At 65.9% G+C, this 23,065-nt stretch carries 27 protein-coding genes; 13 read left to right on the top strand and 14 right to left on the bottom strand.

Annotated features, from left to right (window positions below; translation table 11 throughout):
* Positions 1–2: 2 nt before the first annotated feature.
* Together KQ304_RS11425 and KQ304_RS11420 are read right to left on the bottom strand one after the other, a co-directional pair.
* The gene (locus tag KQ304_RS11425; RefSeq protein WP_259737202.1) at positions 3–260 is read right to left on the bottom strand and encodes a hypothetical protein; all 258 of its coding nucleotides are present in this window, start codon (positions 258–260) and stop codon (positions 3–5) included.
* Positions 261–371: 111 nt separating this feature from the next.
* Positions 372–1,292: a 3'-5' exonuclease gene (locus KQ304_RS11420; protein ID WP_259737201.1), complete on the bottom strand. Its 921-nt coding sequence runs from the start codon at positions 1,290–1,292 to the stop codon at positions 372–374.
* Positions 1,293–1,793: 501 nt separating this feature from the next.
* Between KQ304_RS11420 and KQ304_RS11415 the strand changes: the two genes are divergently transcribed.
* The 6 genes from KQ304_RS11415 to KQ304_RS11390 all read left to right on the top strand — a co-directional run bounded on the left by KQ304_RS11415 (position 1,794) and on the right by KQ304_RS11390 (position 6,319).
* On the top strand, positions 1,794–2,168 hold the full coding sequence (locus KQ304_RS11415; protein ID WP_259737200.1) for a hypothetical protein: 375 nt from the start codon (positions 1,794–1,796) through the stop codon (positions 2,166–2,168).
* A gap of 70 nt (positions 2,169–2,238) precedes the next feature.
* Positions 2,239–2,916 (top strand): fructokinase, encoded by a 678-nt coding sequence (locus KQ304_RS11410; RefSeq protein WP_259737199.1) that lies wholly within the window; start codon positions 2,239–2,241, stop codon positions 2,914–2,916.
* 54 nt (positions 2,917–2,970) lie between these two features.
* Entirely contained in the window at positions 2,971–4,656 is a 1,686-nt protein-coding gene (locus KQ304_RS11405; protein ID WP_259737198.1) for a glutamate synthase-related protein, read from the top strand.
* 29 nt (positions 4,657–4,685) lie between these two features.
* A complete protein-coding gene (locus KQ304_RS11400) occupies positions 4,686–5,156 on the top strand; it encodes a peroxiredoxin (protein WP_259737197.1) in 471 nt (156 codons plus the stop codon).
* Positions 5,157–5,161: 5 nt separating this feature from the next.
* Positions 5,162–5,935 carry a DUF1350 family protein gene (locus KQ304_RS11395; RefSeq protein ID WP_259737196.1) on the top strand — a complete coding sequence of 258 codons (774 nt, stop codon included), beginning with the start codon at positions 5,162–5,164 and terminating at the stop codon, positions 5,933–5,935.
* Between the two features lie 81 nt (positions 5,936–6,016).
* Positions 6,017–6,319, top strand: a complete 303-nt coding sequence (locus tag KQ304_RS11390) for a DUF805 domain-containing protein (RefSeq protein ID WP_259737195.1) — start codon at positions 6,017–6,019, stop codon at positions 6,317–6,319.
* A 30-nt stretch (positions 6,320–6,349) separates the two neighbouring features.
* Here KQ304_RS11390 and acs read toward each other — a convergent pair whose 3' ends face one another.
* The gene (gene acs, locus KQ304_RS11385) at positions 6,350–8,317 is read right to left on the bottom strand and encodes an acetate--CoA ligase (protein ID WP_259737194.1); all 1,968 of its coding nucleotides are present in this window, start codon (positions 8,315–8,317) and stop codon (positions 6,350–6,352) included.
* Between the two features lie 47 nt (positions 8,318–8,364).
* On the opposite strand from acs, the gene KQ304_RS11380 reads away from it, so the two are divergent.
* Positions 8,365–9,015 (top strand): HAD family phosphatase, encoded by a 651-nt coding sequence (locus KQ304_RS11380; protein WP_259737193.1) that lies wholly within the window; start codon positions 8,365–8,367, stop codon positions 9,013–9,015.
* Positions 9,016–9,036: 21 nt separating this feature from the next.
* Here KQ304_RS11380 and KQ304_RS11375 read toward each other — a convergent pair whose 3' ends face one another.
* A complete protein-coding gene (locus KQ304_RS11375) occupies positions 9,037–9,285 on the bottom strand; it encodes a hypothetical protein (RefSeq protein ID WP_399229230.1) in 249 nt (82 codons plus the stop codon).
* A gap of 107 nt (positions 9,286–9,392) precedes the next feature.
* Here KQ304_RS11375 and KQ304_RS11370 point away from each other — a divergent pair, with 107 nt between their 5' ends.
* The gene (locus tag KQ304_RS11370) at positions 9,393–10,565 is read left to right on the top strand and encodes a fatty acid desaturase (protein WP_259737192.1); all 1,173 of its coding nucleotides are present in this window, start codon (positions 9,393–9,395) and stop codon (positions 10,563–10,565) included.
* Here KQ304_RS11370 and KQ304_RS11365 read toward each other — a convergent pair.
* Entirely contained in the window at positions 10,495–10,845 is a 351-nt protein-coding gene (locus KQ304_RS11365) for a hypothetical protein (RefSeq protein ID WP_259737191.1), read from the bottom strand. The genes KQ304_RS11370 and KQ304_RS11365 overlap by 71 nt on opposite strands.
* 151 nt (positions 10,846–10,996) lie before the next feature.
* Positions 10,997–11,932 carry a phycobilisome rod-core linker polypeptide gene (locus KQ304_RS11360; RefSeq protein WP_259737190.1) on the bottom strand — a complete coding sequence of 312 codons (936 nt, stop codon included), beginning with the start codon at positions 11,930–11,932 and terminating at the stop codon, positions 10,997–10,999.
* A 325-nt stretch (positions 11,933–12,257) separates the two neighbouring features.
* Here KQ304_RS11360 and KQ304_RS11355 point away from each other — a divergent pair, with 325 nt between their 5' ends.
* Positions 12,258–12,554, top strand: coding sequence for a hypothetical protein (locus KQ304_RS11355; RefSeq protein WP_259737189.1), 297 nt, complete (start codon positions 12,258–12,260; stop codon positions 12,552–12,554).
* Here KQ304_RS11355 and lipA read toward each other — a convergent pair whose 3' ends face one another.
* Both lipA and recR read right to left on the bottom strand, forming a co-directional pair.
* Positions 12,555–13,457 (bottom strand): lipoyl synthase, encoded by a 903-nt coding sequence (lipA, locus tag KQ304_RS11350; RefSeq protein WP_259737213.1) that lies wholly within the window; start codon positions 13,455–13,457, stop codon positions 12,555–12,557. It abuts the gene before it with no gap.
* A gap of 17 nt (positions 13,458–13,474) precedes the next feature.
* Entirely contained in the window at positions 13,475–14,044 is a 570-nt protein-coding gene (gene recR, locus KQ304_RS11345) for a recombination mediator RecR (protein ID WP_259737212.1), read from the bottom strand.
* Positions 14,045–14,168: 124 nt separating this feature from the next.
* On the opposite strand from recR, the gene psbP reads away from it, so the two are divergent.
* Positions 14,169–14,753: a photosystem II reaction center PsbP gene (gene psbP, locus KQ304_RS11340; protein WP_259737188.1), complete on the top strand. Its 585-nt coding sequence runs from the start codon at positions 14,169–14,171 to the stop codon at positions 14,751–14,753.
* A 12-nt stretch (positions 14,754–14,765) separates the two neighbouring features.
* On the top strand, positions 14,766–15,899 hold the full coding sequence (locus tag KQ304_RS11335; protein ID WP_259737211.1) for an FAD-binding oxidoreductase: 1,134 nt from the start codon (positions 14,766–14,768) through the stop codon (positions 15,897–15,899).
* Between the two features lie 3 nt (positions 15,900–15,902).
* Here KQ304_RS11335 and KQ304_RS11330 read toward each other — a convergent pair whose 3' ends face one another.
* From KQ304_RS11330 to KQ304_RS11320, 3 genes are all read right to left on the bottom strand, one after another.
* Complete coding sequence (locus tag KQ304_RS11330) at positions 15,903–16,772, bottom strand: LCP family protein (RefSeq protein WP_259737210.1); 870 nt, start codon at positions 16,770–16,772, stop codon at positions 15,903–15,905.
* Positions 16,773–17,039: 267 nt separating this feature from the next.
* Positions 17,040–17,681 (bottom strand): ParB/Srx family N-terminal domain-containing protein, encoded by a 642-nt coding sequence (locus KQ304_RS11325; protein WP_259737187.1) that lies wholly within the window; start codon positions 17,679–17,681, stop codon positions 17,040–17,042.
* 58 nt (positions 17,682–17,739) lie between these two features.
* On the bottom strand, positions 17,740–19,536 hold the full coding sequence (locus KQ304_RS11320; protein WP_259737186.1) for an ABC transporter ATP-binding protein: 1,797 nt from the start codon (positions 19,534–19,536) through the stop codon (positions 17,740–17,742).
* 341 nt (positions 19,537–19,877) lie between these two features.
* Between KQ304_RS11320 and KQ304_RS11315 the strand changes: the two genes are divergently transcribed.
* A complete protein-coding gene (locus tag KQ304_RS11315) occupies positions 19,878–20,078 on the top strand; it encodes a hypothetical protein (protein ID WP_259737185.1) in 201 nt (66 codons plus the stop codon).
* A 64-nt stretch (positions 20,079–20,142) separates the two neighbouring features.
* Here the strand turns inward: KQ304_RS11315 and KQ304_RS11310 are convergent, their stop codons facing one another.
* A complete protein-coding gene (locus KQ304_RS11310; RefSeq protein ID WP_259737184.1) occupies positions 20,143–20,505 on the bottom strand; it encodes a hypothetical protein in 363 nt (120 codons plus the stop codon).
* Between the two features lie 41 nt (positions 20,506–20,546).
* Positions 20,547–22,424: a DEAD/DEAH box helicase gene (locus KQ304_RS11305; RefSeq protein WP_399229244.1), complete on the bottom strand. Its 1,878-nt coding sequence runs from the start codon at positions 22,422–22,424 to the stop codon at positions 20,547–20,549.
* Between KQ304_RS11305 and KQ304_RS11300 the strand changes: the two genes are divergently transcribed.
* The gene (locus KQ304_RS11300) at positions 22,336–22,530 is read left to right on the top strand and encodes a hypothetical protein (protein WP_259737182.1); all 195 of its coding nucleotides are present in this window, start codon (positions 22,336–22,338) and stop codon (positions 22,528–22,530) included. The genes KQ304_RS11305 and KQ304_RS11300 overlap by 89 nt on opposite strands.
* Positions 22,531–22,695: 165 nt before the next feature.
* On the opposite strand, the gene KQ304_RS11295 is transcribed toward KQ304_RS11300, so the two are convergent.
* Positions 22,696–23,061, bottom strand: a complete 366-nt coding sequence (locus tag KQ304_RS11295) for a phosphomannose isomerase type II C-terminal cupin domain (protein WP_259737181.1) — start codon at positions 23,059–23,061, stop codon at positions 22,696–22,698.
* Positions 23,062–23,065 lie beyond the last annotated feature (4 nt).

Here is a 23,065-nt window from a genome sequence, read left to right as displayed (position 1 = left end):
GCTCAGGCCAACCTGGTGAGCGCTCCGTACCCCGCCAGCCAGCGGTTCACCCGAGGGCGGATCGAGGGGGGGACCTCCTGCAGCAACTGGTCGAGCTCAAGGGCTCCCAGCCGGCGCAGATCGCGCACGTTCACCCGCCAGAGCGCCTCCGCTTCGCGGATCAGGCGTGCCCAGGTGCGTGCTTTCTGCCAGCGACGCAACTGCTGCTGATGGCGGCGCCTCTGGGGCGGGGCCTGTTCTGCCCGCTGCTCCATCGCCATGGCTGACCTCAAAACTTGCGCTATTGACCACAGCTTGTGTCTGGAGGCCGCACTTGACAGCCCGTCTCAACAATCAAGTCGTGAATGGATGCAATCGAGCCCTGACGGGCCTCAGGCGGCCTCTCGAGCGTCTGGCTCCTGCTCCACCGGTTTCACGCAGAAATCCAGCTCCCGCGCTTCCCGCTCGCTCAGGCGCCGGCTCCAGGCCTTGGCCACCGGCTCGTTCCAGCGGAATCCCGCAGCCCGGGCCCGGTGGCGCTGGTCGTAGGGCAGCTCGGCCCGGTAGAGCCGCCGCGGCTCCAGTCCCGCCAGCAACAGGGAGTCCAGGGCTTCGCAGCGCTCAAAGACCTGGGCCAGGTAAATGCAGTCGGTGAGGGCCCGGTGGGCGGCCCAGACCGGGATGCCGTAGGCCAGGGCCAGGTCCCGCACTGATGGGGTGGCCTTGAGGCGGCGCTCGCTGGGCCAGCGCAGGTCCTCCATGCTGCAGAGCCAGGGTTTCTCGATCACAGGCAGCGGACCCCGGCCGAACCAGGGCCGGTCAAAGGCAACGTTGTGGGCCACGATCACATCCGCGCTGGCCACCAGCTCCTGGAAATAGTGCAGCCCCGCCTGCCAGGGCTGCTCCAATCGGCTCACGCTGGCATCGATGCCGTTGATCTCCTCGGCAGCGTTGCTCTGGCAGGGCAGCAGCAGCGACAGCTGGCTGAGCACAGCGCGGCTGGCCACATGAAACAGCACCGCCCCCACTTCGATGCAGTGGTCGCGCTCGGGATCCAGGCCGGTGGTCTCGGTGTCGAGAATCAGCAGCCGCTGGGGGCAGGCCGGTTCGGAGACGGCGGCCTGGGCTGGAGCAGTCTGCACAGGAGTCCGCAGGGGCATGGGGGCCAGAGCCACCGGCTCAGCCGGATCGGCTTGGGCTGGGCACTCTTCAGCTGCGGCTGGCACGAGGCTGAGCAGGCTGGTCTGCTGCCAGCGGCTGGCCTCCCGGCCGGCTGGATCGAGGGGCTGCGCGGATCCCGACGGTGCTGCCATGGGCCGGCTCCCCCCAGCGTGGTTGCGTCCCATGATCCCAGCTCCGGGGAGCGGATGGGGGTGGGGTGGTGGGCGTGCGTTTTCTTCGCCAGATCGATGATCACCTTTGAGGGGTCCCTCAGGATGGGATTCAGAGGCTCAGACAGTCGCTGAACCAGTCAGTTGATGCCTGGTTGGCAAAGAATTGGCCTCAGTCGCTCGGATGTCAGTGAGATCAAGGGATCTGCGCAGAATGAAGAGGCTCGAACCGTGGCAGATGCAGCAACAAGATGTTGACAGGAGTGAGCTTCGTGATAAGATCCAGATATCGGTTGCACATCGCTTCGGCGGATTATTCAAACTGATGGCGCGCTTGCCCTTCGTTTGTTTTTTCTGCTTCGCCGCTCGATGTCGCGCAAATCTGACTGGCTCAAGTTTTGCTTAGACAAGCAACTCCACTGACCTACATGGTCTGAGTGGTGACCACTTTGTGGTTCACAGAGACGTCTCTGCGCTGTGCGAGTGAGTGCTTCCGTTGTTGATATATTGGAGATGAAATCCATGAACACGACTAATACCAGGAGTGACGTTGACCAAAGCCAGGTGAACGAACAACTCAGGGCCGCGATCCTTGATAAGAAGCAAGCCCAGGTTGAGGCCTGGTCAAAGCAAATCGAGACGTTGCGGGCGGGCCTGCAGGATGCGGCTGCCACGGTGCGCAACGAAACTGAAAAACGTGTGGCTGATCTCACCGAGGCCCGCGATCAAGCCAGCGAGCAGCTGGTTCGACTTCAGAGCTCCACTCAGGAAACCTGGGCTTCTATCCTCCAACAAAGCGATGAGTTGTTCCAGGACCTGGCTGCGCGCTTCCATGCCTTCGCCGACGCTCAGAGCTGAGCTGGCCGCTTCCTTGGGCAGTTCATCGGCTCTATCTAATCGATTCACTTGTATTTAACTTAGTATAACAATGACTTCCACAAGCACTGATCAAACCCAAGGTGCAAACACCACCCTGGTGGACTTTTCTCAGGCCCTGAGTGAAACAGAGTCTTCGAACACTGCCGGATGCATAGAAGCACTTCTACCCGGTATCACTGAGTCGTTCTGGTTGCTCGTCAATAGCAATGCTCTGATCCAGGCCAGTGATGCCCGGGTTTTGAACATGATCCTTGAGCGTGCTCTTCCCAGTGGTGTCTCCATGGCCCTTGAGGTGAGCTGGACACCTGAGCGCTGGGGGCTGCCAGCCACTGCTGCGCCGACCCCAGAGGTGCTGCGCCGATTCCGCCCCTTGGCCGAGGCCGCCCAACTGATCCGTTGCGATGTCGATGAGGCGGAAGCCTTCTTCTCCACGGCTGATCCGGCCGTGATTCAACAGCGCCTGCCGCAGCTGCCGGCCGTGCTGGTGGCCGGTCCAGCCGGCGGCCTGCAGTGGAGCATCGGTGGCCGCAAGGGAAGGATGAATCCCGGACTGCTGGAAGACAACGACACCTTTCTGGTCCGATTGCTCGACAGGCTGTGCTCCCATCCCCAGTTGCTGGGGAATGCCGGACCAGGGATCGATGCGATTGCCGACCCAGATCTTCTCGCTAAACAGTTACTCCTGGCTGCCGCACCGCCAACCCAATGCTCCTCAGGGCAAGGCTGAATCAGCCCCGCAATCTCCACTCTCCACGTTTGAAATCTTCATCCTGCGATCAGAGTGGTCCCCCGTCCCCCCCTGCAGAGGCTTTTGATGGACAAGCCGATCGTGGCCGCCAACGAACCCATTGCCGTTGAACTGAAGCAGGGAAAGGCCTACCTCTATTGCAGCTGCGGCCGCTCCAAGGATCAACCCTTCTGCGACGGCTCCCACCGGGGCAGTGGGTTCACGCCCCAGACCTTCACGGCCGACTCCGATGGGGAAGCCTGGCTCTGCCGCTGCAAGCAGACGGGGACTCCCCCTTATTGCGATGGCAGCCATGCCCAGGTTCCAGGTGAGCGGGTGGGGCAAAGCTTTTCACTCGCCCGGGAGTCCGAATCGCCTCAGGATTCAGATGATTCAGAGGTTTCAGACGAACCTGAGGAACCAGGCCCGACGGGGCCTGAGCAACAACAGGAGCCTGAGCGGGCACCGATGCCGGAACCGCGTCCCACGGCGGAAGAGCCCACGCTCAGCCTCATCCATGAACTCGCTGAGCATGGGCTGGATCAGCTGGGCCCCCATGGACCCATCGCGGCGATGGGAGTTCCGCGCAGCGAATTGCCCAGCTGGGATCATCTCCAGATTCTGGTGGCCCAGCTGGCCCGCCAACCCCTCCCGGACGATGCAGCGGTGGCCACGGAACTGGTGCTGGGCCCGCAGGCGGCCAGGCCCCTCCGCCTGCGGATTCCGATCTTCGTGTCCGACATGAGTTTCGGAGCCCTCTCTGAAGAAGCGAAGCTGGCCCTGGCCCGCGGGGCCGAACAGGCCGGAACCGGCATCTGCTCCGGGGAGGGGGGCCTGCTGCCCGAGGAGCAGGCGGCCAACAGCCGCTATCTCTATGAGCTGGCCCCCGGGCGATTCGGCTACCGCCCCGAGCTGCTCCAGCAGGTTCAGGCGTTCCACTTCAAGGGTGGGCAGGCGGCTAAGACCGGAGCCGGGGGTCACTTCCCCGGCATCAAGACCACGGCTCGGATTGCGGCGTTGCGCGGTGTTTCTGTGGGCGAGCCCGTGATCTCGCCGTCCACCTTCACGGACTTGAGCACGGTTGATGATTTCCGGCGGTTCGCAGACCACGTGCGGGAGATCAGTGGCGGGATCCCCGTGGGCTTCAAGATCAGCGCCCAGCACATCGAAGCTGATCTGGATTTCGCCATCGACGCCGGAGCCGATTACATCATTCTCGATGGACGGGGTGGCGGCACGGGGGCGGCGCCCCTGCTGTTCCGCGATCACATCTCGGTTCCCACCATTCCTGCCCTGGCACGGGCACGCCGCCACCTGGACCGCCGCGAGGCCAGCGGCCGGGTGACCCTGATCATCACGGGTGGTCTTCGCACCCCCGCCGATTGCATCAAGGCCATGGCCCTGGGCGCCGATGGGATCGCCCTGGCGAATGCCTCGATCCAGGCGATCGGCTGCGTCGGTGCCCGCCTCTGTCACACGAACAACTGTCCGGCCGGTATCGCCACCCAGGATGCGGAGCTTCGGCGGAAACTGAACATCGACCATGCCGCCGATCGCCTGGCCCGTTTCTTCGAGGCCACGGTGGCGCTGATGCAGGTCATGGCCCGTGCCTGCGGCCACACCACGCTCCAGGGCTTCAACAGAAACGACCTGACCAGCTGGCATCGAGACCTGGCGCAGCTGGCCGGCATCGCCTGGTGTGGAGCTGAGCCGGAACGGGGCCTGGGAACAAACTCCTAGGGTGCCTGCACCGTTGATTTGATGCACCTGTGGGCAAGGCCATCCAGGTTGGTGAGAAGGCTCCCCTGATCGATCTGAAGGATCAGAACGGCAGCGCCCGCCGCAGTGATCAGCTCGCCGGCCACCCCCTGGTGCTGTTCTTCTATCCCAAAGACGACACCCCCGGCTGCACGATGGAGGCCTGCGCCTTCCGCGACAATTACGCCGCACTGCAGGCCCTCGGCGCTGAGGTCTGGGGCGTGAGCGGCGATGACGGTGCCAGCCACGGGCGCTTCTCCCAGCGGCACCAGCTTCCTTATCCGCTGCTGGTGGACCAGGGCAACAGCCTGCGCCAGGCCTTCGGCGTGCCTGGCGCCCTGCTCAACCTGCTGCCGGGCCGTGTCACCTATGTCATCGATGGCGAGGGCGTGGTGCGCCACGTCTTCAGCAACCTGCTGGATGGGCCGGCCCATGCCCGTGAGGCCATGGCCGCCCTGCAGCGGCTGGCTCCCCAGGCCTGAGCGCCGTGAGTCGCTGGCGTCAGCAGGGGACTCTCTGGTGTCTGGATCCGCCCGAGTCATCGGGTGTGATCGAGTTCATCGGTGGCAGTGTGCTGGCCGCCACCCCACAGATCAGCTACCGCAGGCTGCTGGAGGCCCTGTGCCGGCGTGGGCTCAGCCTGCGGGCCTGGAGTTATGTGCCGGGGTTCGACCATCAGGCCCAGGCCACCGAGGCCTGGCGCGCCTTTCGCGGGGCGCGGCAGGGCTCAGCGGCCGGAGCCTCGGCGCTGCCGGTGCTGCGCCTGGGCCATAGCCTCGGCTGCAAGCTGCATCTGCTGGCCCCGGATGGGGGCCGGGGCAGCACGGCCCTGGCGGCCATGAGCTTCAACAACTTCTCCGCCGATCGCTCGATCCCCCTGCTGGCCGACCTGGCCCCCCGGCTGGGGGTGCGCACGGAATTCAGCCCGTCACCACAGGAAACCCTGCGCCTGGTGGGCCAGCTCTACGGCATTCCCCGGAACCTGCTGATCCGCTTCGGCAGCGATGCCCTCGACCAGAGCCCCCCCCTGCTGGCGACGCTGCAGCAGCGCCCGGGTGACGACAGCTCCCTGCTGCAGCTGGGCGGCGACCACCTCACCCCCGCCAGCGCCGGCCTGCGCCAGAACCTGCTGGGGGCCTGGGCGGATGACCCCCAACGCCAGCGCCAGATCGATCGCCTGGCCGCCGCGATCGACGGTTGGTGGCGCCTGGGAGAACCCGGAAATCGTGAAACGGGAAAGGCAACGGTTCCCGCCATTTGATTGACACCGCCGCAAATTACAGACACTCTTTGTGCGATCGAATCACTCAATCAGGAGGGCCAGATCATGCTCGATGCCTACATGTCCGGCTGGACACGGGCCTTTGATTACAGCGGTCGATCCAAGCGTGGCGACTACTGGTGGTTTTTCCTGGCCAACATCATCGTGGCTCTTGTGCTGGGACTGCTTGCCAAGCTGATCAGTCAGCTGAGCGTGCTGCAGAACCTCTATGCCATCGCGGCGATCGTTCCAGGCATCCCCCTCTGCGTGCGCCGCCTCCGCGATGCCGGTAAGAACTGGCCCTGGATCTTCATCGGTCTGGTGCCGATCATCGGCGCGATCTGGTTGATCGTGCTGCTGGTGATGCCGTCTGTGCCTGGTTGATCCAGGGCAAGCAGCTGTCGCCATCCGCCGTCAGCCCCGCAGGGCGTCGAGGACCGAGCGGTCTTCGAGGGTGCTGGTATCACCGCTCACTTCCTCGCCGGCCGCCAGTGCCCGCAGGATGCGCCGCATGATCTTGCCGCTGCGGGTTTTGGGCAGGGCATCGCTGAAGCGGATCTCATCGGGCCTGGCGATCGGACCGATCTCGCTGCCCACATGCCGGCGCAGTTCGCTGCCCAGGGTGTCGTCGCCGCTTAGGCCCGCCTGCAGGGTCACGAAGGCGACGATGCCCTCGCCCTTGAGCGGATCAGGCCGGCCCACCACGGCGGCTTCGGCCACCGCCGGATGGCTCACCAGCGCCGATTCGATCTCCATGGAGCCCAGCCGGTGGCCCGACACGCTGATCACGTCATCGACGCGGCCCATCACCCAGTAGTAGCCGTCGGCATCGCGGCGGGCACCATCGCCGGCGAAGTAGAGGGGCCTGCCATCGGCGCCAATGATGTGCTCCCAGTAGCTCTTGCGGAAGCGCTCAGGATCTCCGTGCACTGTGCGCATCATCCCCGGCCAGGGCCGCCGCACCGCCAAGTATCCGCCCTCGTCGATCCCGACGCTGCGGCCTTCGTTGTCGACGATGTCGGCGGCGATGCCGGGCAGAGGCAGGGTGGCCGATCCCGGCTTGGTGGGGGTGGCCCCGGGCAGGGGGCTGATCATCACGCCGCCGGTTTCGGTCTGCCACCAGGTGTCGATCACCGGGCAGCGGTCGTGACCGATCACCTGCCTGTACCACATCCAGGCTTCGGGATTGATGGGCTCCCCCACCGTGCCCAGGATGCGCAGGCTGCTCATGTCGTACTGATCGGGCACCTCGCGGCCGCTCTTCATGAAGGCCCGGATTGCCGTGGGTGCGGTATAGAACAGGCTCACCTTGTGCTTCTCAATCACCTCCCAGAAAGCACCGGGTTTCGACGGCCGCGGCGCCCCCTCGTACATCACCGTGGTGGCGCCATTGGAGAGCGGGCCATAGACGATGTAGCTGTGGCCGGTGATCCAGCCCACATCGGCGGTGCACCAGTGCACGTCATCGTCGCGGATGTCGAAGATCCACTGGAAGGTGAGGTGGGCCCAGAGGTTGTAGCCGGCGGTGGTGTGCACCACCCCCTTGGGTTTGCCAGTGGAGCCTGAGGTGTAGAGCACGAACAGACGGTCTTCGCTGGCCATCGGCTCCGCCGGGCAATCGGCGCTCTGGGCCTCCACCAGCTCATGCCACCAGCGGTCGCGGCCCTCCAGCATCGCCGTGGGCTGCTCGGTGCGGCGCACCACCAGCACCTGCTCCACCGTGGGGCAGGCGCCATCGGCGAGGGCCTGATCCACCGCGGGTTTGAGCGCCACCGCCTTGTCCTTGCGGAAGCCGCCATCGGCGGTGATCACGGCCTTGACGCCCCCATCGATCAAGCGGTCGCGCAGGGCCTCGGCGGAGAAGCCGCCGAACACCACCGAGTGGGGGGCGCCGATGCGGGCGCAGGCCAGCATGGCGATGGCCGCTTCCGGCACCATCGGCATGTACAGGGCCACCAGATCCCCCTTGCCGATGCCGAGGGCCTTGAGGGCATTGGCGGCCTTGCAGACCTGAGTGTGCAGGTCGCGGTAGCTGAAGCGACGGCTATCGCCGGGCTCCCCTTCCCAGATCAGGGCGGTCTTCTCGGCCCTGGGGCCCTGCAGATGGCGGTCGAGGCAGTTGTAGGCCAGGTTGGTGCTGCCGCCCTCGAACCAGCGGGCGAAGGGCGGATTGCTCCAATCGAGCACGGTGTGGAAGGGCTCGAACCAGTGCAGCTGCTCCCGGGCCTGCTGGCCCCAGAAGGCGTCGGGATCGGCCTCGACGCGCGCCACCAGTTCCCGGTAGGCGTCCATGCTGCCGATGCGGGCCCCCGCCGCCAGCTCCGCCGGCGGCTCGAACACCCGGCCCTCCTGCAGCACCGATTCGATCGTGACCTGGCTCATCGGGTCGGGAGCGACACCCGGTCATTGTGGACTGAGAGGATGCGGGAATGAACAGCCCCGCGGCCTGTCTGTTCGACCTTGATGGTCTGCTGCTCGACACTGAGCCCCTGCACGGCCAGGCCTGGCGGCAGGCGGCCCGGGAGTTCGGCCTTGAACTCAGTGATCAGCAGCTGTTGAAGCTGCGCGGTCGCCGGCGGCCGGACAATGCCAGCCGTGTGATCGCCTGGATCGCAGCGGCGGGCCACCAGCCCCCCAGCGCCGAGCAGTTGCTGGCGGTGCGGCAGCCGATCGCTCGAGCGCTGCTGCCCGGGGCGCGGGCGATGCCTGGAGCACCTGAGCTGGTGCGGCGCTGCCGGGAGCTGGCGATTCCGATGGCCCTGGCCACCAGCAGCAGCCACGACTCCGTGGGGATCAAGTGCGCCCCCCACCCCTGGCTGGAGCTGATCGAGCTGATTGTCTGCGGGGATGACCCCGAGCTGGGGGAAGGCAAGCCCGCTCCCGACATCTTTGTGCTGGCGGCCCGGCGGCTGGGGGTGGCCGCCAGCGACTGCTGGGCCTTTGAGGATTCCCGTGCCGGCGCCGAAGCCGCCCTGGCCTCGGGAGCCCTGGTGCATGTGCTGCTCCCCGAGGGCCTCGGGCGAGACCACTACCCCCAGCAGGTGCTCTGCCTGCATTCCCTGACTGAGCTCGAGCTCTGAGCGAAGGCTCAGGTCTGGCCCTCAGCTCTCCTGGTTGGAGCTGGTGAAGCGCTGGTAGAGCCGAAAGCCCAGCCCGCCCCACAGCAATGTCCAGACCGTGAAGGTGGCCAGGGTGCCCAGCTGGTTGGTCTCGATCGAGTACACCCCGGCCTGGATGAAGCCGGCGTCGATCAGCGAACCGCCGATCCCCCAACCCAGCACCCAGCTGATCATGAAGCCAATGGCCTGAAGGTTGCCGGTCATCGCCGCGTTGCGGAGCATCATCGTCATTCTCCTGTGCCCGCCCGCTCGTCGGCCGGTGGACAGGGCCGATCTGGTTAGGGTCGCGCCGATTCCAGCCTCCACGGATCGTTCTCACCTCTCATGCGTCAGCGTCCTTGATTCGTTCCACTCCCCTCCGGCCCCGTCCCCAGGAGACGGTCTCCCCGCAAGAGCCGAACTATCCCTCCAAATCCGAGCTGCTGGCCTGCCTGCCGGCTGACCTGCTCAAGATCGACACCACCAAAGCCTGGGGCAGCCTCGCCCTCTCCCTCGGGCTTTCTGTTCTGGCCTACGGCGTGGGAACCCAGATCCCTCTTCAGCCGATCGCAGCACCGCTTTGGCTGCTCTATGCCCTCGTCACCGGCACGGTGGCCGGCGGCTGCTGGGTGATTGCCCACGAATGCGGGCACCACGCTTTCCACCCCAATCGCCGGGTGGAGGCAACGGTGGGATTCGTTCTGCACAGCCTGCTGCTGGTGCCGTACTTCAGCTGGCAGCACAGCCACGCCGTGCACCATGCCAACTGCAACCACCTCGAGGGGGGTGAAACCCATGTGCCGCCCCGGGCGAGCTCAGCCGCCGGGCAGTCGGTGCAGCGTCTGGTCAGCGGCGTGGGCCCCGTGGCCTATGGGCTGTTCTCGACGGTGAGCCATCTGCTGCTGGGCTGGCCGCTCTATCTCTTCTTCGGTGTGGCCGGCGGTGAAGACCACGGCGCTCTCACCTCCCATTTCTGGCATGGCGCCCCCTTCCGCAACGGCCGTCGCCCCCTCTTCCCCGACTCCACGCGTCGCTTGATGCTGCGCTCCAATGTCGGCCTGGTGCTGATGCTGCTGGCCCTGATCCTGGCGGCCTCTTCCACCTCCCTGGCACGGGTGCTGGCTGTCTACGGCCTGCCCTATCTGGTGATCAACGCCTGGCTGGTGGGATACACCTGGCTGCAGCACACCGACACCTCGATTCCCCACTTCGCCACGGCCGATTGGACCTGGGCCAAAGGGGCTCTGCAGACGGTTGATCGGCCCTACGGACCCCTGCTCAACCTGCTGCACCACGGCATTGGCTCCACCCACGTCTGCCACCACGTGAATCCCAGGATTCCCCACTACAACGCCTGGCGCGGCAACGAGCTGCTGCGCGCCCGCTACCCCGAGTTGGTGCGCTTTGATCCCACGCCCATCCACAGGGCGTTGTGGCGCATTGCCACCCGCTGTGCCGTGGTCAGCCAGCAGCACCCGGGGGGCGGCTTCTACTACCAGACTCCTGCGGCTGCGAGCGATCCAGCTCGGTGACGCGATCCAGTTCGGTGGCCGGGGCCTCGGTGATCGCCGCCACGGTCACCGAGGCTTCCATGGCCTGCTGGCGATAGCGGCGCAGGCAGTATTTACAGCCACCGGTGGTCTGCAGGTGACGTTCCGGCGTGATCACGATCAGGCGCACGGGATGATCCAGACAGCGGATCTTCACCGGAGAGCGATAGCTGCGGTAATCGATCTCCTCGTAGCTGTAGCGATGGCCAAAGCGTTCCAGCGCCCTCTGCAGGAAGGTTTCACGATCGATCCTCACAGCCATGGACGTCCTTGTTCAGCAGCCAACCGGCAGGCGATACACCACTCCATTGATCTGGGCGCCTCATCCCGACTATGGGATGGGCGTGCGGAGGTTCCCCCGGGATTTCCATCTTTCTGAAGATTGATGGCCTGGGGGAACCCGAAGCCGAGCCTCAGCTCACCACCACGTTGGTCACCCGTCCGCCGAGACGGTTGACCCGTTGCAGGGCCTCGTTCATGCGGCTGAAGGGCACACGCATCACGTAGGCGCCGCTGCGCACGTAGTCGTTATTGACCAGGCCCGTGGCGGAGATGGTGACCATCCGGCCGCTGCCGCTGCTGCTCTCGCCGGCCGTCACCCGCAGGGCTTCCACCCGGTGCTCCTGCGACGGGGCCCGCAGTGGCGCTTGATGGGCGAACTCGGAGGAGATCCCCGACTCGGTGCTCACCAGCACCTTGAAGGGTCCTTCGGTGGAAACGATCACCACCCGGCCACCGGCACCGCGCACCGGCATCGCCTTGTTCTGGTGCAGGGCCTTGCCCAAGCGGAACTGGGTGCCGCTGGCGTCTCCCTTCACGGAAGCCGCAGCTCCGCGGGCGAGTTGCATCAGCCAGGAGAACTGACGTCCCTCATGGCCTTTGGAGTAATCCCAGCCGTGCAGGTAGGGCACGCTGTCCAGGCCGAAGCGTTCCTGGTATTCGTCGCTGTCGATGTAGGAATCGATCTCTGCATCGAAACCCTGCTCCTGCAGGATCGTGAAGTGATGCAGCATCTCCGCCTTGTTCTGAGGGGCCCGCCCCAGCAGATGCTTGTGGTTCAGCTCAATGAAGCGATAGGGATTGCAGTTTTCGAAGAATCTGGAGCGATAGAGACCACTCTTGGCCACGGTGCGCACCAGCTCCCGCACGTTCAGAACACCGTTGCGGAACAGGGACTCAGCCCCATTGAGACGCTCACTGGCCATCACATACTGCTGGCCGAGCACCTGTTGATAAACGGCCCGAATGATCTTCTTGGTGTCCTGTTCGGTGCTGTTCGACCAGCTTTCCCGGTTGCGATCATTGGCAAAGCGATCAATGCCTAAAGCGGGCGCTTGGACCAGTGCCATGGGTAGGAATTCAGATGGGACGGGAGGGAGAAGAGGGGCGACCGGAAGAGATCGAAACCAGAAGAGGTGCTGAGAATCGAGGCCTGATGACGAGCCAATAGCTCTTGGTGCCAGCCAGACTCTAGGCTGAGTGAGCGTTTCCGCGCATTTCTGCACAAGCCTTCAATCAACGCAAGATCTCTTCATGATATTGAATTGAATTTCCGTCCAATTCTTGTTGGATTTTCGCTGGAGCGAGCAGCCTGAATATAAATGTAAAATCATGGGTTGATGCGTATTCAAGACCCACGATTTTTGCCGTTAGAAACTGGCTTTCGGTTCGCCCATGGCATTGTGGTGGCGCCGTTTTCCGCTGCTGATGCTCTCCAGGCCATGCCAGATCACGGTGGCGTCCAGCCTGGTGGTGATTGCCCTGAGCGCTGGGGCTCAGCTCTGGATCCGCACAGCTGAGCACAGGTTGCACTGGAGTTGCCTGCTCTATGCCTCTGGCGAGAAACCCAGTGTCGTGATCCGCTCGATTCAGACGGTGCTGCCCGGCTTCAAAGCCAAAGGCAAGGAATCCGTGGGTGGGGAGCGTCTGTACCGGCTCTGCTCCACGGTGCTGGATTCGATCGCCTGGTGATCACGCGTCTGCGGCGTGATAGCTGCTGCGCACCAGGGGGCCACTGCGCACCTGCTGGAAGCCGAGCTCACGGGCGATCATCCCGAGGCGCTCGAAGTCGTCGGGGTGCCAGTAGCGAGCCACCGGCAGGTGGGCGAGGGACGGACGCATGTACTGACCCAGGGTGAGGCGCTGGCAGTCGGCCCGGCGCAGATCCTCCAGGGCGGCCACCACCTCCTCGAGGGTTTCGCCCAGCCCCAGCATCAGCCCTGATTTCGTCGGGATCTGCGGGGCCTGCTCCCGGGCCGCCGCCAGCAAGGCCAGCGAGCGTTCGTAGGTGGCGCCGCGACGCACCTCCCCCTGCAGCCGCTGCACCGTTTCGAGGTTGTGGTTGAAGCAGACCGGGCCTGCGGCCAGCACGGTCGCCAGCCGCTGCCGCTGGGCGGCTTCTCCCTCAGGGCGGAGGGCATGCCCCCCCCAGAAATCAGGGGTGAGCACCTCCATGGCCACCAGGGGGTTGCGGCGCCGGATCGCAGCCATGGTGCCGGTGAACAGCCCGGCGCCGTGGTCGGCCAGATCATCGCGGGCCACCGCGGTGAGCACCACGTAGCGCAGGCCCAGCTGCTCCACCGCTTCCGCCACCCGCTCGGCTTCCCCGGCATCAAAGGGCACAGGCGCACGACCCTTCTCCACCTGGCAGAAGGCGCAGCTGCGGGTGCAGATCGGCCCACCCAGCAGGAAGGTGGCGGTGCCGGCGGCGTAGCACTCCCCTCGGTTGGGACAGCGACCCTCCTCGCAGATGGTGTGAAGCCGCTGCCCCTTGACCACGGTCTGCACGGTTTCCAGGGCCGAGGCGCTGCCGATCGGGCGGCGCAACCAGGCGGGCAACCGCTCGGTGGGAGCCATGGAGCTGTATCGGCTGATCAAACGAACCACGCTGCTCACTCCATCCGGCGGCGACCTTCAAGGGCCCTCGCCAGGGTCACCTCATCGGCATACTCCAGCTCACTGCCCACCGGCAGTCCGTAGGCGATGCGGCTCACCAGACAGAACGGCCGCAGCAGCCGGGCCAGGTAGAGGCTGGTGGTGTCCCCTTCCACGCTGGGTGGCAGGGCCAGGATCACCTCCGTCATCGCCTCCTGATCCACCCGGTTCACCAGGGGCTGGATCTGCAGCAGTTCAGGTCCGATGCCATCCATGGGTGAGATCAGTCCGCCCAGCACGTGGTAGCTCCCTTTGTATTCGCGGGTGCGCTCCAGGGCCAGCAGGTCGCGGGAATCAGAGACCACGCAGAGCTGGCCATTGCGCCGATCCTCATTCCGGCAGATGTCGCAGAGCGGATCGGCCGAAAGGTGGAAGCAGCGCCTGCACTGACCCACCTGGCGGCGGGCGGCGAGCAGGGCATCGGCGAAGGCCTGCACCTGTCCCTCGGGCTGGCGCAGCAGGTGCAGGGCCAGGCGCTGGGCGGTGCGCGGACCGATCCCAGGCAGGCGCTCGAACTGGTCGATCAGCCGCGCCAGGGGCCTGGTGAAGCCGCTCAGAAATCCGCCGCAACTGGCGTCAATCTAGGAGTGAGGCCACCGGCAACAATGGTGACGGTGTGATCTCCCACCCCTCCCGCTTGCTCGATACCCCATGGCGCAGCGCCCTTCGTTTCCCTGGCTTGTCTCCCTGTGCCGGGGCGTGCTCGGCCTGCTGCTGGGCAGCCTGCTGCTGCTGGGGGGCCTCAGCGGTTGCAGCGCGGCGGCCGCCGGGCTGAATTCCTTCCAGAGCCCTGACGGGCGCTATGCCTTTCTCTATCCCACCGGCTGGAGTCGGGTGGCGGTGAGCAATGGGCCCCAGGTGGTCTTCCACGATCTGATCAACAGCGATGAAACCCTCAGCCTGGTGATCACGGAGGTGAACCCCACCAACGACCTGGAGTCCCTGGGGAGTGCCGTGGCGGTGGGTGAAAAGCTGGGCCGCATCGTGATTGCTCCGGAGGGCAGTGGCCGCGAGGCCGAACTGGTGGAGGCCCGTGAGCGTCAGGACGGCGGCCACACCTTCTACGACCTGGAGTATGCGGTGCATCTCTCCGACCGTGACCGCCATGAGCTGGCCACCGTGGTGGTCGACCGCGGCCGCCTCTACACCCTGGCGGCCAGCACCAATGAACTGCGCTGGCCGAAGGTCAGGGATCTGTTCCGCAACGTGATCACCTCCTTCACCCTGCAGATCTGAGACTTGGCCGATGTGCTGGTGATCGGCGCCGGTCTGGCCGGCTCCCTGGTGGCCCTGGAGCTGGCCCGGCGCGGCGCTGCGGTGGAGCTGCTGGATGCCGGCCAGGGCGATGGCGCCACCGCTGTGAGCTACGGCGGTGTGCCCTGGTGGGCGGGGGCTCCCGGCCCGATGAATGAGCTGATGGCCTCAGCTCCGCTGGCCTGGCGGGAGCTGGAGCAGCGCCACGGGCCGCTGGGCTGGAGCCCCTGCAGCCTGCGCCTGCACTGGAGCGATGCCGACGCTGACGGCAGCTCAGCCCTGGAGCAGACCCTCGCTCAGGTGGAGACTCTGGCGCGGCGCCATCTGGGTGCTGATCAGGTGGAGCGGCTCGATCCCACGCCGGCCTCAGGGGGGCGGCGGCTGCTGCGGCTGGGCTATGGGCGCGTCGACAGTCGCCAGCTGGCCCTGGCTCTGCCGCTGGCCCTGGAGCGCGCCGGGGTGCGCCGCCGCCGGGGTCACTGCGGCCCCCTGCAGGCCGAAGCCCTGCCGGCCCGGCAGGTGGTGCTGGCCGCAGGAGCCGGCTGCCGGGCCCTCTGGCCGGCACTGCCCGATCGCCTGCGGGTGAGCTGGGCCGGGCTGCTGCGCCTCGACGCTGGCCCGCTCAGCCACGAGTTGCTGAGCGGCGTTGCCCTCAGTGAGCCCAATGACATCCTCATGCCGCTGATGGCTCGGCGCCAGGCTCTGGAGCAACGGGCAGATCAGCTGCAGCGACCGCAGTGGATCGTTGATGCCGGCCTGGCCCCCTGGGGCGAGGGCCTGCTGCTGGGCCAGAGCAGCCTGGTCAGGCCGGGCAGCTGCTGCGGTACTCCACCCGAGGCTCCGTCCCTGGAGCTGGAGTTGCGCCAGGCCCTGGAGCGGATCGATCCCCGCCTCGGGCAGGTGCCCGGCAGTCTTGTGCAGGTGCCTGTGAGCTTCTGCAGCAGTGGTCCGCCGCTGGTGGGTCCGGTGGCAGAAGCTCCGGGCCTCTGGCTGTTGGCGGGTCTGAGCAGCCCCTTTGCCCTGGCCCCCGCCCTGGCCGCGATCCTGGCGGCAGCCATCGGCGGTGAGCCGTGGGCCCTGGAGCGGCTGCCGGGGGCCAGGGCGCAGGCCAGCGCCGGCTGGAGCTGAGCCTCAGAAGAGGAAGCGTTCGCGGCCGTTGGTCTCCACCGTGGTGGCGTTGTTGGCTTCCACATCGCGCAGGGGCCAGTCGGCCTCCCAGTAGCTGATGCCGTTGAGATCAAAGGGACGGCCGCTGAGGCGCTCCGCATCAAAACGGGTGGTGGCCATCGCTGTGATCAGTCCGCCGATTTCCATCGGCCCCAGATCCGTGTTGAGGTCCTGGCCGGCCGCTGCGATCAGGCTGGGCAGCCGCACCAGATTCTCCGGTCGGGTCAGTTTGCTGAACAGGGCCGTGAGCACCAGCTTCTGGCGATCGATCCGGCCGATGTCGCCCTCCTCATCGTGGCGCCAGCGCAGGAACCCCTCCAGGTCGCGGCCCTTGAGCGTCTGTAGGCCGGGCTGCAGGTCGATGTAGAGGCCCTGGCTGTTGTCGACGTAATACATGCGCTTGGGCACGTTCACCTCGACACCACCGAGCACGTCACCCATGCGACGGATGGCCCCGAGGTTCACCAGCAGGTGATGGTCGATCGGACGGCCCAGCCGTTCGGAGAGCTCCTGCTTGACGGCGTCGGCTCCGCCGTAGGCATAGAGCGCGTTGGCCTTGATGCCGCCGTAGCGGGCGGAATCGATGTAGGTGTCCCTGGGCACCTGGGTGACACGGGTGACACCATCCTCGATGCGAATCGAGAACATCACATCGGTGTTGCCGCCGCCCACGTCAGTGCCCAGGACCAGCACATCGCGGCCATTGGCACCCCAGGCTGAAAAGGGATTGCTGAGCTGGCCGGTGATCCTGGCGGTCTGGGAGGCCAGCTCAGGAGGCATCAATGAAGCCAGGGGGCCGGAGAGGGCGAGCCCGCCGGCCAGCCCCATCAGCATCGCCAGCACGATGGGCAGCGGGCGGGATCGATGGCTGGGGGGCAGCGGCGCTGGGGGGCGTTGGCGCTTCAAAATCCGAACATCGCCAAGGTCATGGCGGCGACGGGGAGCAGGTTGACCTCTGGGCCTGAAGCGCTGGAGATGAGCATTGAGGAGCGGTGAGAGGGAATCTGTCCCTTTGTCACGTTGATGAAACCTTATTTCATCAAGGCTGATTCAGCTCCCCCCGCCCCAGACGGATCTGTTCCAGTTCCCTGGCTGGACTGCTCAGGTGGCGGGCGGAGCGCCATGGCCCAGCGGACCGCGCAGGAGCCTCCTGGCTTCGGGCAAGGCGGGGCTGAGGTCCATCGAGTCAAAGGCGGGCAGCTTGCGGCGACGCAACCAGCTGGCCCAATGGAACTCCAGGAAGGGCACCTGGGGCTGGGCGCGGATCAGTCCTTCCTGCTTCAGCTTCCAGACCAGGCTGCGGAAGGGGTCGTCGCCCAGGCTGCCCAGATTCATCGGCAGCCGCTCCGGCGGCAGCGGCCCCCGGCCTTCGCTGTCGCGCAGGTAGAGCCAACCTCGGCGGTTCAGTTCCTCCAGGCAGTGGGCACGGCTGGCTCCCACCAGCAGCAACACGACCGAGCAGAAGGCTGTGGCCTCTGCGTCCACTTCCATCAGGGCCCGCAGCCGGTGGTGGCGGTCGATCATCCAGTGCTCCCCGGCGCTGCTCACCGCCACCGGCACCGGCCTGGTGCGCAGATAGCGTCGCCTCTCTGCCGCGGTTTCCAGGGAGAAGTCTCTGGCCCGGGAGCGCACCTCCGCCAGCCCCAGGCAGAGCTGGGTGGGTTGCAGACGGCTGATGGGCAACTCCAGCAGGTCCTGTTGGCCCAGGGGAGGCAGCTCAAAAGGACCGGATGTCTGGGCCATGGGCGAGGGCCCACCGCCGCTGGGGACCTGGAATCAGATGCCTCCCATGCTGCTGCATTCAGGCCAGAAGTGCTTCGTCTGCGCGCAGGCCGGCCTGCACCCGCCAGAGCCTGGCGTAGGCCCCACCACGGCGGAGCAGGTCGTCGTGGCGGCCCTGCTCGACGATCTGGCCCTGCTCCAGCACCACGATCCGATCGGCATGGCGCACGGTGCTGAGCCGATGGGCAATCACCAGGGTGGTGCGCTCGGCGGTGATCAGCTCCAGTGAGCGCTGGATCGCAGCCTCCGTTTCGTTGTCGACAGCCGCTGTGGCCTCATCGAGGATCAGCACCGGCGGATTCTTGAGAATCGCCCGGGCCAGGGCGATGCGCTGGCGCTGGCCGCCCGAGAGACGCTGACCCCGCTCCCCCACCACGGTGTCGTATCCCTCGGGAAGCTCTTCGATGAAGCCACTGGCTTCGGCCAGGGTCGCCGCCCGCTGGATCGCGGTGGGGCTGGCGTCAAAAGTTCCGTAGGCGATGTTCTCGCCCACGCTGCCGTGGAAGAGAAACACCTCCTGGCTCACCAGACCGATGGCATGGCGCAGGTCGCCCAGTTGCAGGTCCTGAATCGGCTGGTCGTCGAGCAGGATCTCGCCGCGATCCACGGCATAGAGCCGCAGCAGCAGTTTCACCAGGGTGCTTTTGCCGGAGCCTGTGGCCCCCACGATGCCCACCGTGTGCCCGGCTGGAACCGCCAGGGAGAAGTCGACCAGCAGGGGCTCCCTGCCGGCGTAGCCGAAGCTGACTGAACGGAATTCGATGGCCCCACGCACGCCGCCCAGGGGCAGGGCCCGCTCCCCGCCAGGGATCGCGATCGGAGTGTCGAGCAGATCCAGCACCCGGTTGCTTGAGGCCATGGCCCGCTGGTAGTCGTCGAGGGTGCGGCCCAGGGTGGTGAGCGGCCACAGCAGCCGCTGGGTGATGAACACCAGGAAGCTGTAGGAGCCCACAGCGATCGTGCCCTGCCAGGCCTGCAGCCCACCGATCACCAGGATCGCCAGGAAGGCGAAGAGAATGGCAAAGCGAATCAGGGGAATGAACGCAGCCGAGAGGCGAATCGCGCGCCGATTGCTGCGTCGGTACGACTCGCTCTGTTCGCTGATGCGTTCGAGTTCCCAGGCCTCGGCGGCATAGCTCTTGATCGTGAGCATCCCACCGAGATTGTTGGAGAGGCTGCTGTTGAGATCGCTGGCCCGATCACGCACGTCGCGGTAGCGAGGAGCCAGTCGTTTCTGGAACCGGATCGAGCCCCAGAGGATCACTGGGATGGGCAGAAAAGCCACCCCGGCCACGCCGGGGGAGATGGCCGCCATCACGGCTCCGACGGCCAGCACGGTGGTTGCCAGCTGCAGCAGCTCGTTGGCGCCGTGGTCGAGAAAACGCTCGAGTTGATTGATGTCGTCGTTGAGGATCGCCATCAGCCGGCCGCTGCTGCCGGCTTCGAAGAAGGCCATCTCCAGCTGCTGCAGGTGGCCGTAGGCCTCCAGCCGGAGCTCGTGTTGCATGGTCTGCGCGAGGTTGCGCCAGAGCACTCCGTAGAGGTACTCGAACAGGGATTCGGCGCTCCAGATCACAAAGGAGGCCACCGCCAGGGCCGTGAGCTGGGAGGGGACGCTGCTCAGCCCCAGGTTCGCCAGCCAGGACGTCTGCTGACGCACCACCACATCGACGGCCAGACCGATCAGCACCGGTGGGGCCAGATCGAACAGCTTGTTCAGCACCGAGCAGATCGAGGCCAGCCAGACCAGCCGGCGGTGGGGCCTCAGGGCCCCCAGCAACCGGCTGATCGGTGTACGCGCGCTCGGGTGGGCCATGAAATCAGGCGTCTGGGCATTGGCCGGAAAGGCCAGAGGTCATTAAAAGGGGCCAGCTGCCGTGGGAGCGAGTTCAGTCGAGAGCAATCGATCGGCAGGGAAGGCCGCCCAAAATGGCCGAGATAATACAGGGTGAAAAGCCCAGCTGAGCGTTTCTGCCAGCCTTGCTGGCTGCTGAGATGGAGCCAGGGGCTTGCGCTGCAGCTCTTCTGGCCTGGCGGGAAGCCTCGCGAGCTTTGATGACGAAGCGTGAAGCAGATTGGAAGCAAATCCAAGGAATGGACGCCGCCGCCGCGGGATGCTCCAATGTCATGAAACCAAGACGCATTGATCCCGAAGCCATGGCTGCCCCTGTCCCCTGGAGCCTCGACTGGTGTGAGGACGGCGAACTCGCCCCCCAGGATCGCTTTGATCTCCTGCAGACCCTGGTGCTCTGCGAGACCTCTGAGGTCCAGGTCAACATGATCTCCGCCCTGGAAACACTCTGCCTGCGGCAGGTGAGTGTGTTGCACACCGACGATGTCACGGGGATGTGCGCCTGACGCCCAACCCCACTCTCCCCCTCCTCTAGATCCTGATCTCAGGCCAAGGCCCCAGCAGGAGGGCTCAGAGGCTGTAGCGGGCCATGGTGCGCTGGCGGCAGGTGGTCTGAGCCACATCCAGACCAGCCCCCCGATTCACCTGATCCACGAAACAGGAGCAGGCGTAGGAGCCCAGGCCTGGCGGCTGAACCTTGCGTGCAGCCTGGAAGGCCGCACTGACGGTGGCGAGACAGAATTTGCTGACCTGCTCATCCTTCTGGTTGCCGCTGGCGGAGGCCTTGAGCAGAACCTCCGCCTCCACGGCCCCGGCCATGGTCAGATCCACCAGGCCCGCCAGGGCCACCGTGGCCAGGCGCAGTGTCACAGACCTTGGGGTCTGGAGAGTGCGCTGGCCGCTGGCCTCGACAAGGCTGGAGAGGATTGACATGGAGGGGCAGTAGGAACGCCGGATCGACGTGCGGGGCTGACTCAGGAGCTGTGCCGGGTGATCTGAAGCTCTTTGTTCATCACCCGCAAACGCCGCAGGGCGTCGAAGACATCTTCAGGCATTCCGCTGGGAAGATCCACAGTGCTGTGGGTGTCGAAGATCTGGATGCGGCCGATGCTGCGGCCGTTCAGGCCGGCTTCGTTGGCAATGGCGCCGACAATATTGCCAGGCTTGACCCGGTCCTGCCAGCCCACCTCAATCCGGAAACGCTCCATGTCGGCGTCCGGAGGAGTGGAGGCTTCCAGCCGGCTGCCGCCAGCACGGGATGAGGAGCGACGCTCACCGCGGCGATCGTCGTCGCCGCTGCGCTGACGCTCGCGGCTGGGGGCCGGTTGGCGCCAGGTTTCGGTGCCCTGCATCAGCAAGGGGCGCTCACCCACGGCCAGTTGCAGGGCGGCCAGGGCCAGCTGCTCAGGGCTGGCGGTGATTTCGCTGCCCACCCGCTGCAGAATTTCGCTGAGCAGGGCCAGTTCCTGATCGTCGGAGCGGGGGGTTCCCACCAGGGCGGTGAGGCGCTCGCGCAGGCGGTCGAGCCGGCTCTGGTTGATGTCGGCGTTGCTGGGCACGTCCATCGGTGTGATGGGTTTGCCCACAGCCCGCTCCAGGCCCCCAAGGAAGCGGCGTTCACGGGGGGTGAGGAAGAGGATCGCGTCGCCCTGGCGACCTGCCCGGCCGGTGCGGCCGATGCGGTGCACATAGGCCTCGCTGTCAAAGGGGATGTCGTAGTTGATCACCAGCGTGATCCGGTCCACGTCCAGTCCCCGGGCGGCCACATCGGTGGCCACGAGCACGTTCACCTGGCCGCTGCGCAGCCGCTCCACCGTGCGTTCCCGTTGGTTCTGGGGCACGTCGCCGTTGAGCACAGCCACGTCATAACCCTGTTGTTCCAGCGCTTCGGAAACGTTGAGGGTGATCGCCTTGGTGCGGGCAAAGATGATCACACCGCCGCTGGTCTCGGCCTCGAGCACGCGGGTGAGAGCCTCCAGTTTCTGGGCGCCATGCACCACCAGGTGGCGCTGGCGAATCGTGCTGTTGCCGGCACCCTTCTGTTGGATGGTGACTTCAGCCGGGTTCTGCAGGTATTTGCGCGAGAGCCGACGGATCTCCGAGGGCATGGTGGCCGAGAAGAGCACCACCTGGCGCTGCTCGGGCAGTTGCTCCAGCACCCACTCGACATCGTCGATGAAGCCCATGCGCAGCATCTCGTCGGCTTCATCGAGCACGAGGCAGCGCAGGCCGGAGAGATCGAGGGTTCCCTGGCGCATGTGGTCCATCACCCGGCCTGGGGTGCCCACCACGATCTGCACGCCTCGCTTGAGGCGAACGATCTGGTCGCGGAAATCGGCACCGCCGTAGATCGGCAGCACGCGCACCTGGGGCAGTTTGGCGGCGTAGCCGCTGAAGGCCTCTGCCACCTGAAGGGCCAGTTCACGGGTGGGGGTGAGCACCAGCACCTGGGGAGTGCGCTGCTGGGGATCCAGGCGCGCCAGCAGGGGCAGGGCGAAGGCGGCGGTTTTGCCGGTGCCGGTCTGGGCCTGACCCACCAGGTCGCGGCCGAGCATCAGCTCGGGAATGGCGGCCTTTTGAATCGGAGAAGGATCGCTGTAGCCGCAATCAACCACGGCGGCGAGGATCTCAGCCCCCAGACCAAATCCCGCAAATCCAGCGGCTGGCACCTCTTGGGCCGCTTGGGCTGTTTGCGCAGGCTGTGCCGTTTCTTCGGGTTGATCGATGGGACCGATCAGGGTTGATTCAACGGCGGTGGCTGCGATGACTTCTGTTGCGGGCTGCCCTTCAAGGGCGCTCAGGTCGACGCTGCTGGAGATGGTGCCGGGCTGGATGGAAGGAGTGGTGGTGATGGAATCGCTCGCGATGGGTTGGATGGGGTTTCGGGCGGGATGGGCGCTCAGGTTGATGGAGCACGCAAAGCTCTCGCTTGCGTTGAACTGGGTCACGATGAGTTGATGGGGCCTTGGCCTGGGAGTTCCTTCAACGCAGGCCGGCAGGTACCCGTATCTCACGGCCACAGGGCCTGAAAAAAGACTGCCTTGCCCTTTATTAAAGGGTGAGTATGTATCGTAACACCCCGCCTCGAACCACCGGCCTGGAGGGCTTTCCGGAGACTGAAGCTCAGCCCAGACGTCCGTAGTCGTCAGCGAAGCGCTCAATGTCGTCGTCGCTGAGGATCTTGCCCCGCTGCACCTCCACGATCATCAGCCCGGAGGCTCCTGCGCTCGCCCGGTGAACGGCGTGGCTGGGGATGGTCAGCGCGACCCCTGAAGAGGCGATCACCTGCTGACCCGCACAGTCCAGAACCCCTTCACCGGCAACCACCAGCCAATGCTCGCTGCGGTGATGGTGGCGTTGAAGGCTGATGCGGCTGGAGGGCTGGAGCCACAGACGTTTGATCAGGTAGCCCTCACCGCGGGAGAGCGTCTCGAACCAGCCCCAGGGGCGTTCGCTGCGGAGCGCGGCTCCCCCGCCAGGTTCAGTCACGGCT

The sequence above is a fragment of the Synechococcus sp. CS-1329 genome (genome assembly GCF_025128055.1).
Lineage (GTDB): Bacteria > Cyanobacteriota > Cyanobacteriia > PCC-6307 > Cyanobiaceae > Regnicoccus_A.
This window is presented reverse-complemented; position numbering and strand designations above follow the sequence as displayed.

Coding starts and splice junctions, on each gene's coding strand:
- KQ304_RS11315 (WP_259737185.1), top strand. CDS start 19,878: ATGGCTGCCCCTGTCCCCTGGAGCCTCGACTGGTGTGAGGACGGCGAA.
- KQ304_RS11355 (WP_259737189.1), top strand. CDS start 12,258: ATGGCATTGTGGTGGCGCCGTTTTCCGCTGCTGATGCTCTCCAGGCCA.
- KQ304_RS11330 (WP_259737210.1), bottom strand. CDS start 16,772: ATGCTGATGGGGCTGGCCGGCGGGCTCGCCCTCTCCGGCCCCCTGGCT.
- KQ304_RS11300 (WP_259737182.1), top strand. CDS start 22,336: ATGACTTCTGTTGCGGGCTGCCCTTCAAGGGCGCTCAGGTCGACGCTG.
- KQ304_RS11410 (WP_259737199.1), top strand. CDS start 2,239: ATGACTTCCACAAGCACTGATCAAACCCAAGGTGCAAACACCACCCTG.
- KQ304_RS11390 (WP_259737195.1), top strand. CDS start 6,017: ATGTCCGGCTGGACACGGGCCTTTGATTACAGCGGTCGATCCAAGCGT.
- KQ304_RS11365 (WP_259737191.1), bottom strand. CDS start 10,845: ATGGCTGTGAGGATCGATCGTGAAACCTTCCTGCAGAGGGCGCTGGAA.
- psbP (WP_259737188.1), top strand. CDS start 14,169: ATGGCGCAGCGCCCTTCGTTTCCCTGGCTTGTCTCCCTGTGCCGGGGC.
- KQ304_RS11420 (WP_259737201.1), bottom strand. CDS start 1,292: ATGGCAGCACCGTCGGGATCCGCGCAGCCCCTCGATCCAGCCGGCCGG.
- KQ304_RS11425 (WP_259737202.1), bottom strand. CDS start 260: ATGGCGATGGAGCAGCGGGCAGAACAGGCCCCGCCCCAGAGGCGCCGC.
- KQ304_RS11320 (WP_259737186.1), bottom strand. CDS start 19,536: ATGGCCCACCCGAGCGCGCGTACACCGATCAGCCGGTTGCTGGGGGCC.
- KQ304_RS11325 (WP_259737187.1), bottom strand. CDS start 17,681: ATGGCCCAGACATCCGGTCCTTTTGAGCTGCCTCCCCTGGGCCAACAG.
- KQ304_RS11310 (WP_259737184.1), bottom strand. CDS start 20,505: ATGTCAATCCTCTCCAGCCTTGTCGAGGCCAGCGGCCAGCGCACTCTC.
- KQ304_RS11375 (WP_399229230.1), bottom strand. CDS start 9,285: ATGACGATGATGCTCCGCAACGCGGCGATGACCGGCAACCTTCAGGCC.
- acs (WP_259737194.1), bottom strand. CDS start 8,317: ATGAGCCAGGTCACGATCGAATCGGTGCTGCAGGAGGGCCGGGTGTTC.
- KQ304_RS11360 (WP_259737190.1), bottom strand. CDS start 11,932: ATGGCACTGGTCCAAGCGCCCGCTTTAGGCATTGATCGCTTTGCCAAT.
- KQ304_RS11380 (WP_259737193.1), top strand. CDS start 8,365: ATGAACAGCCCCGCGGCCTGTCTGTTCGACCTTGATGGTCTGCTGCTC.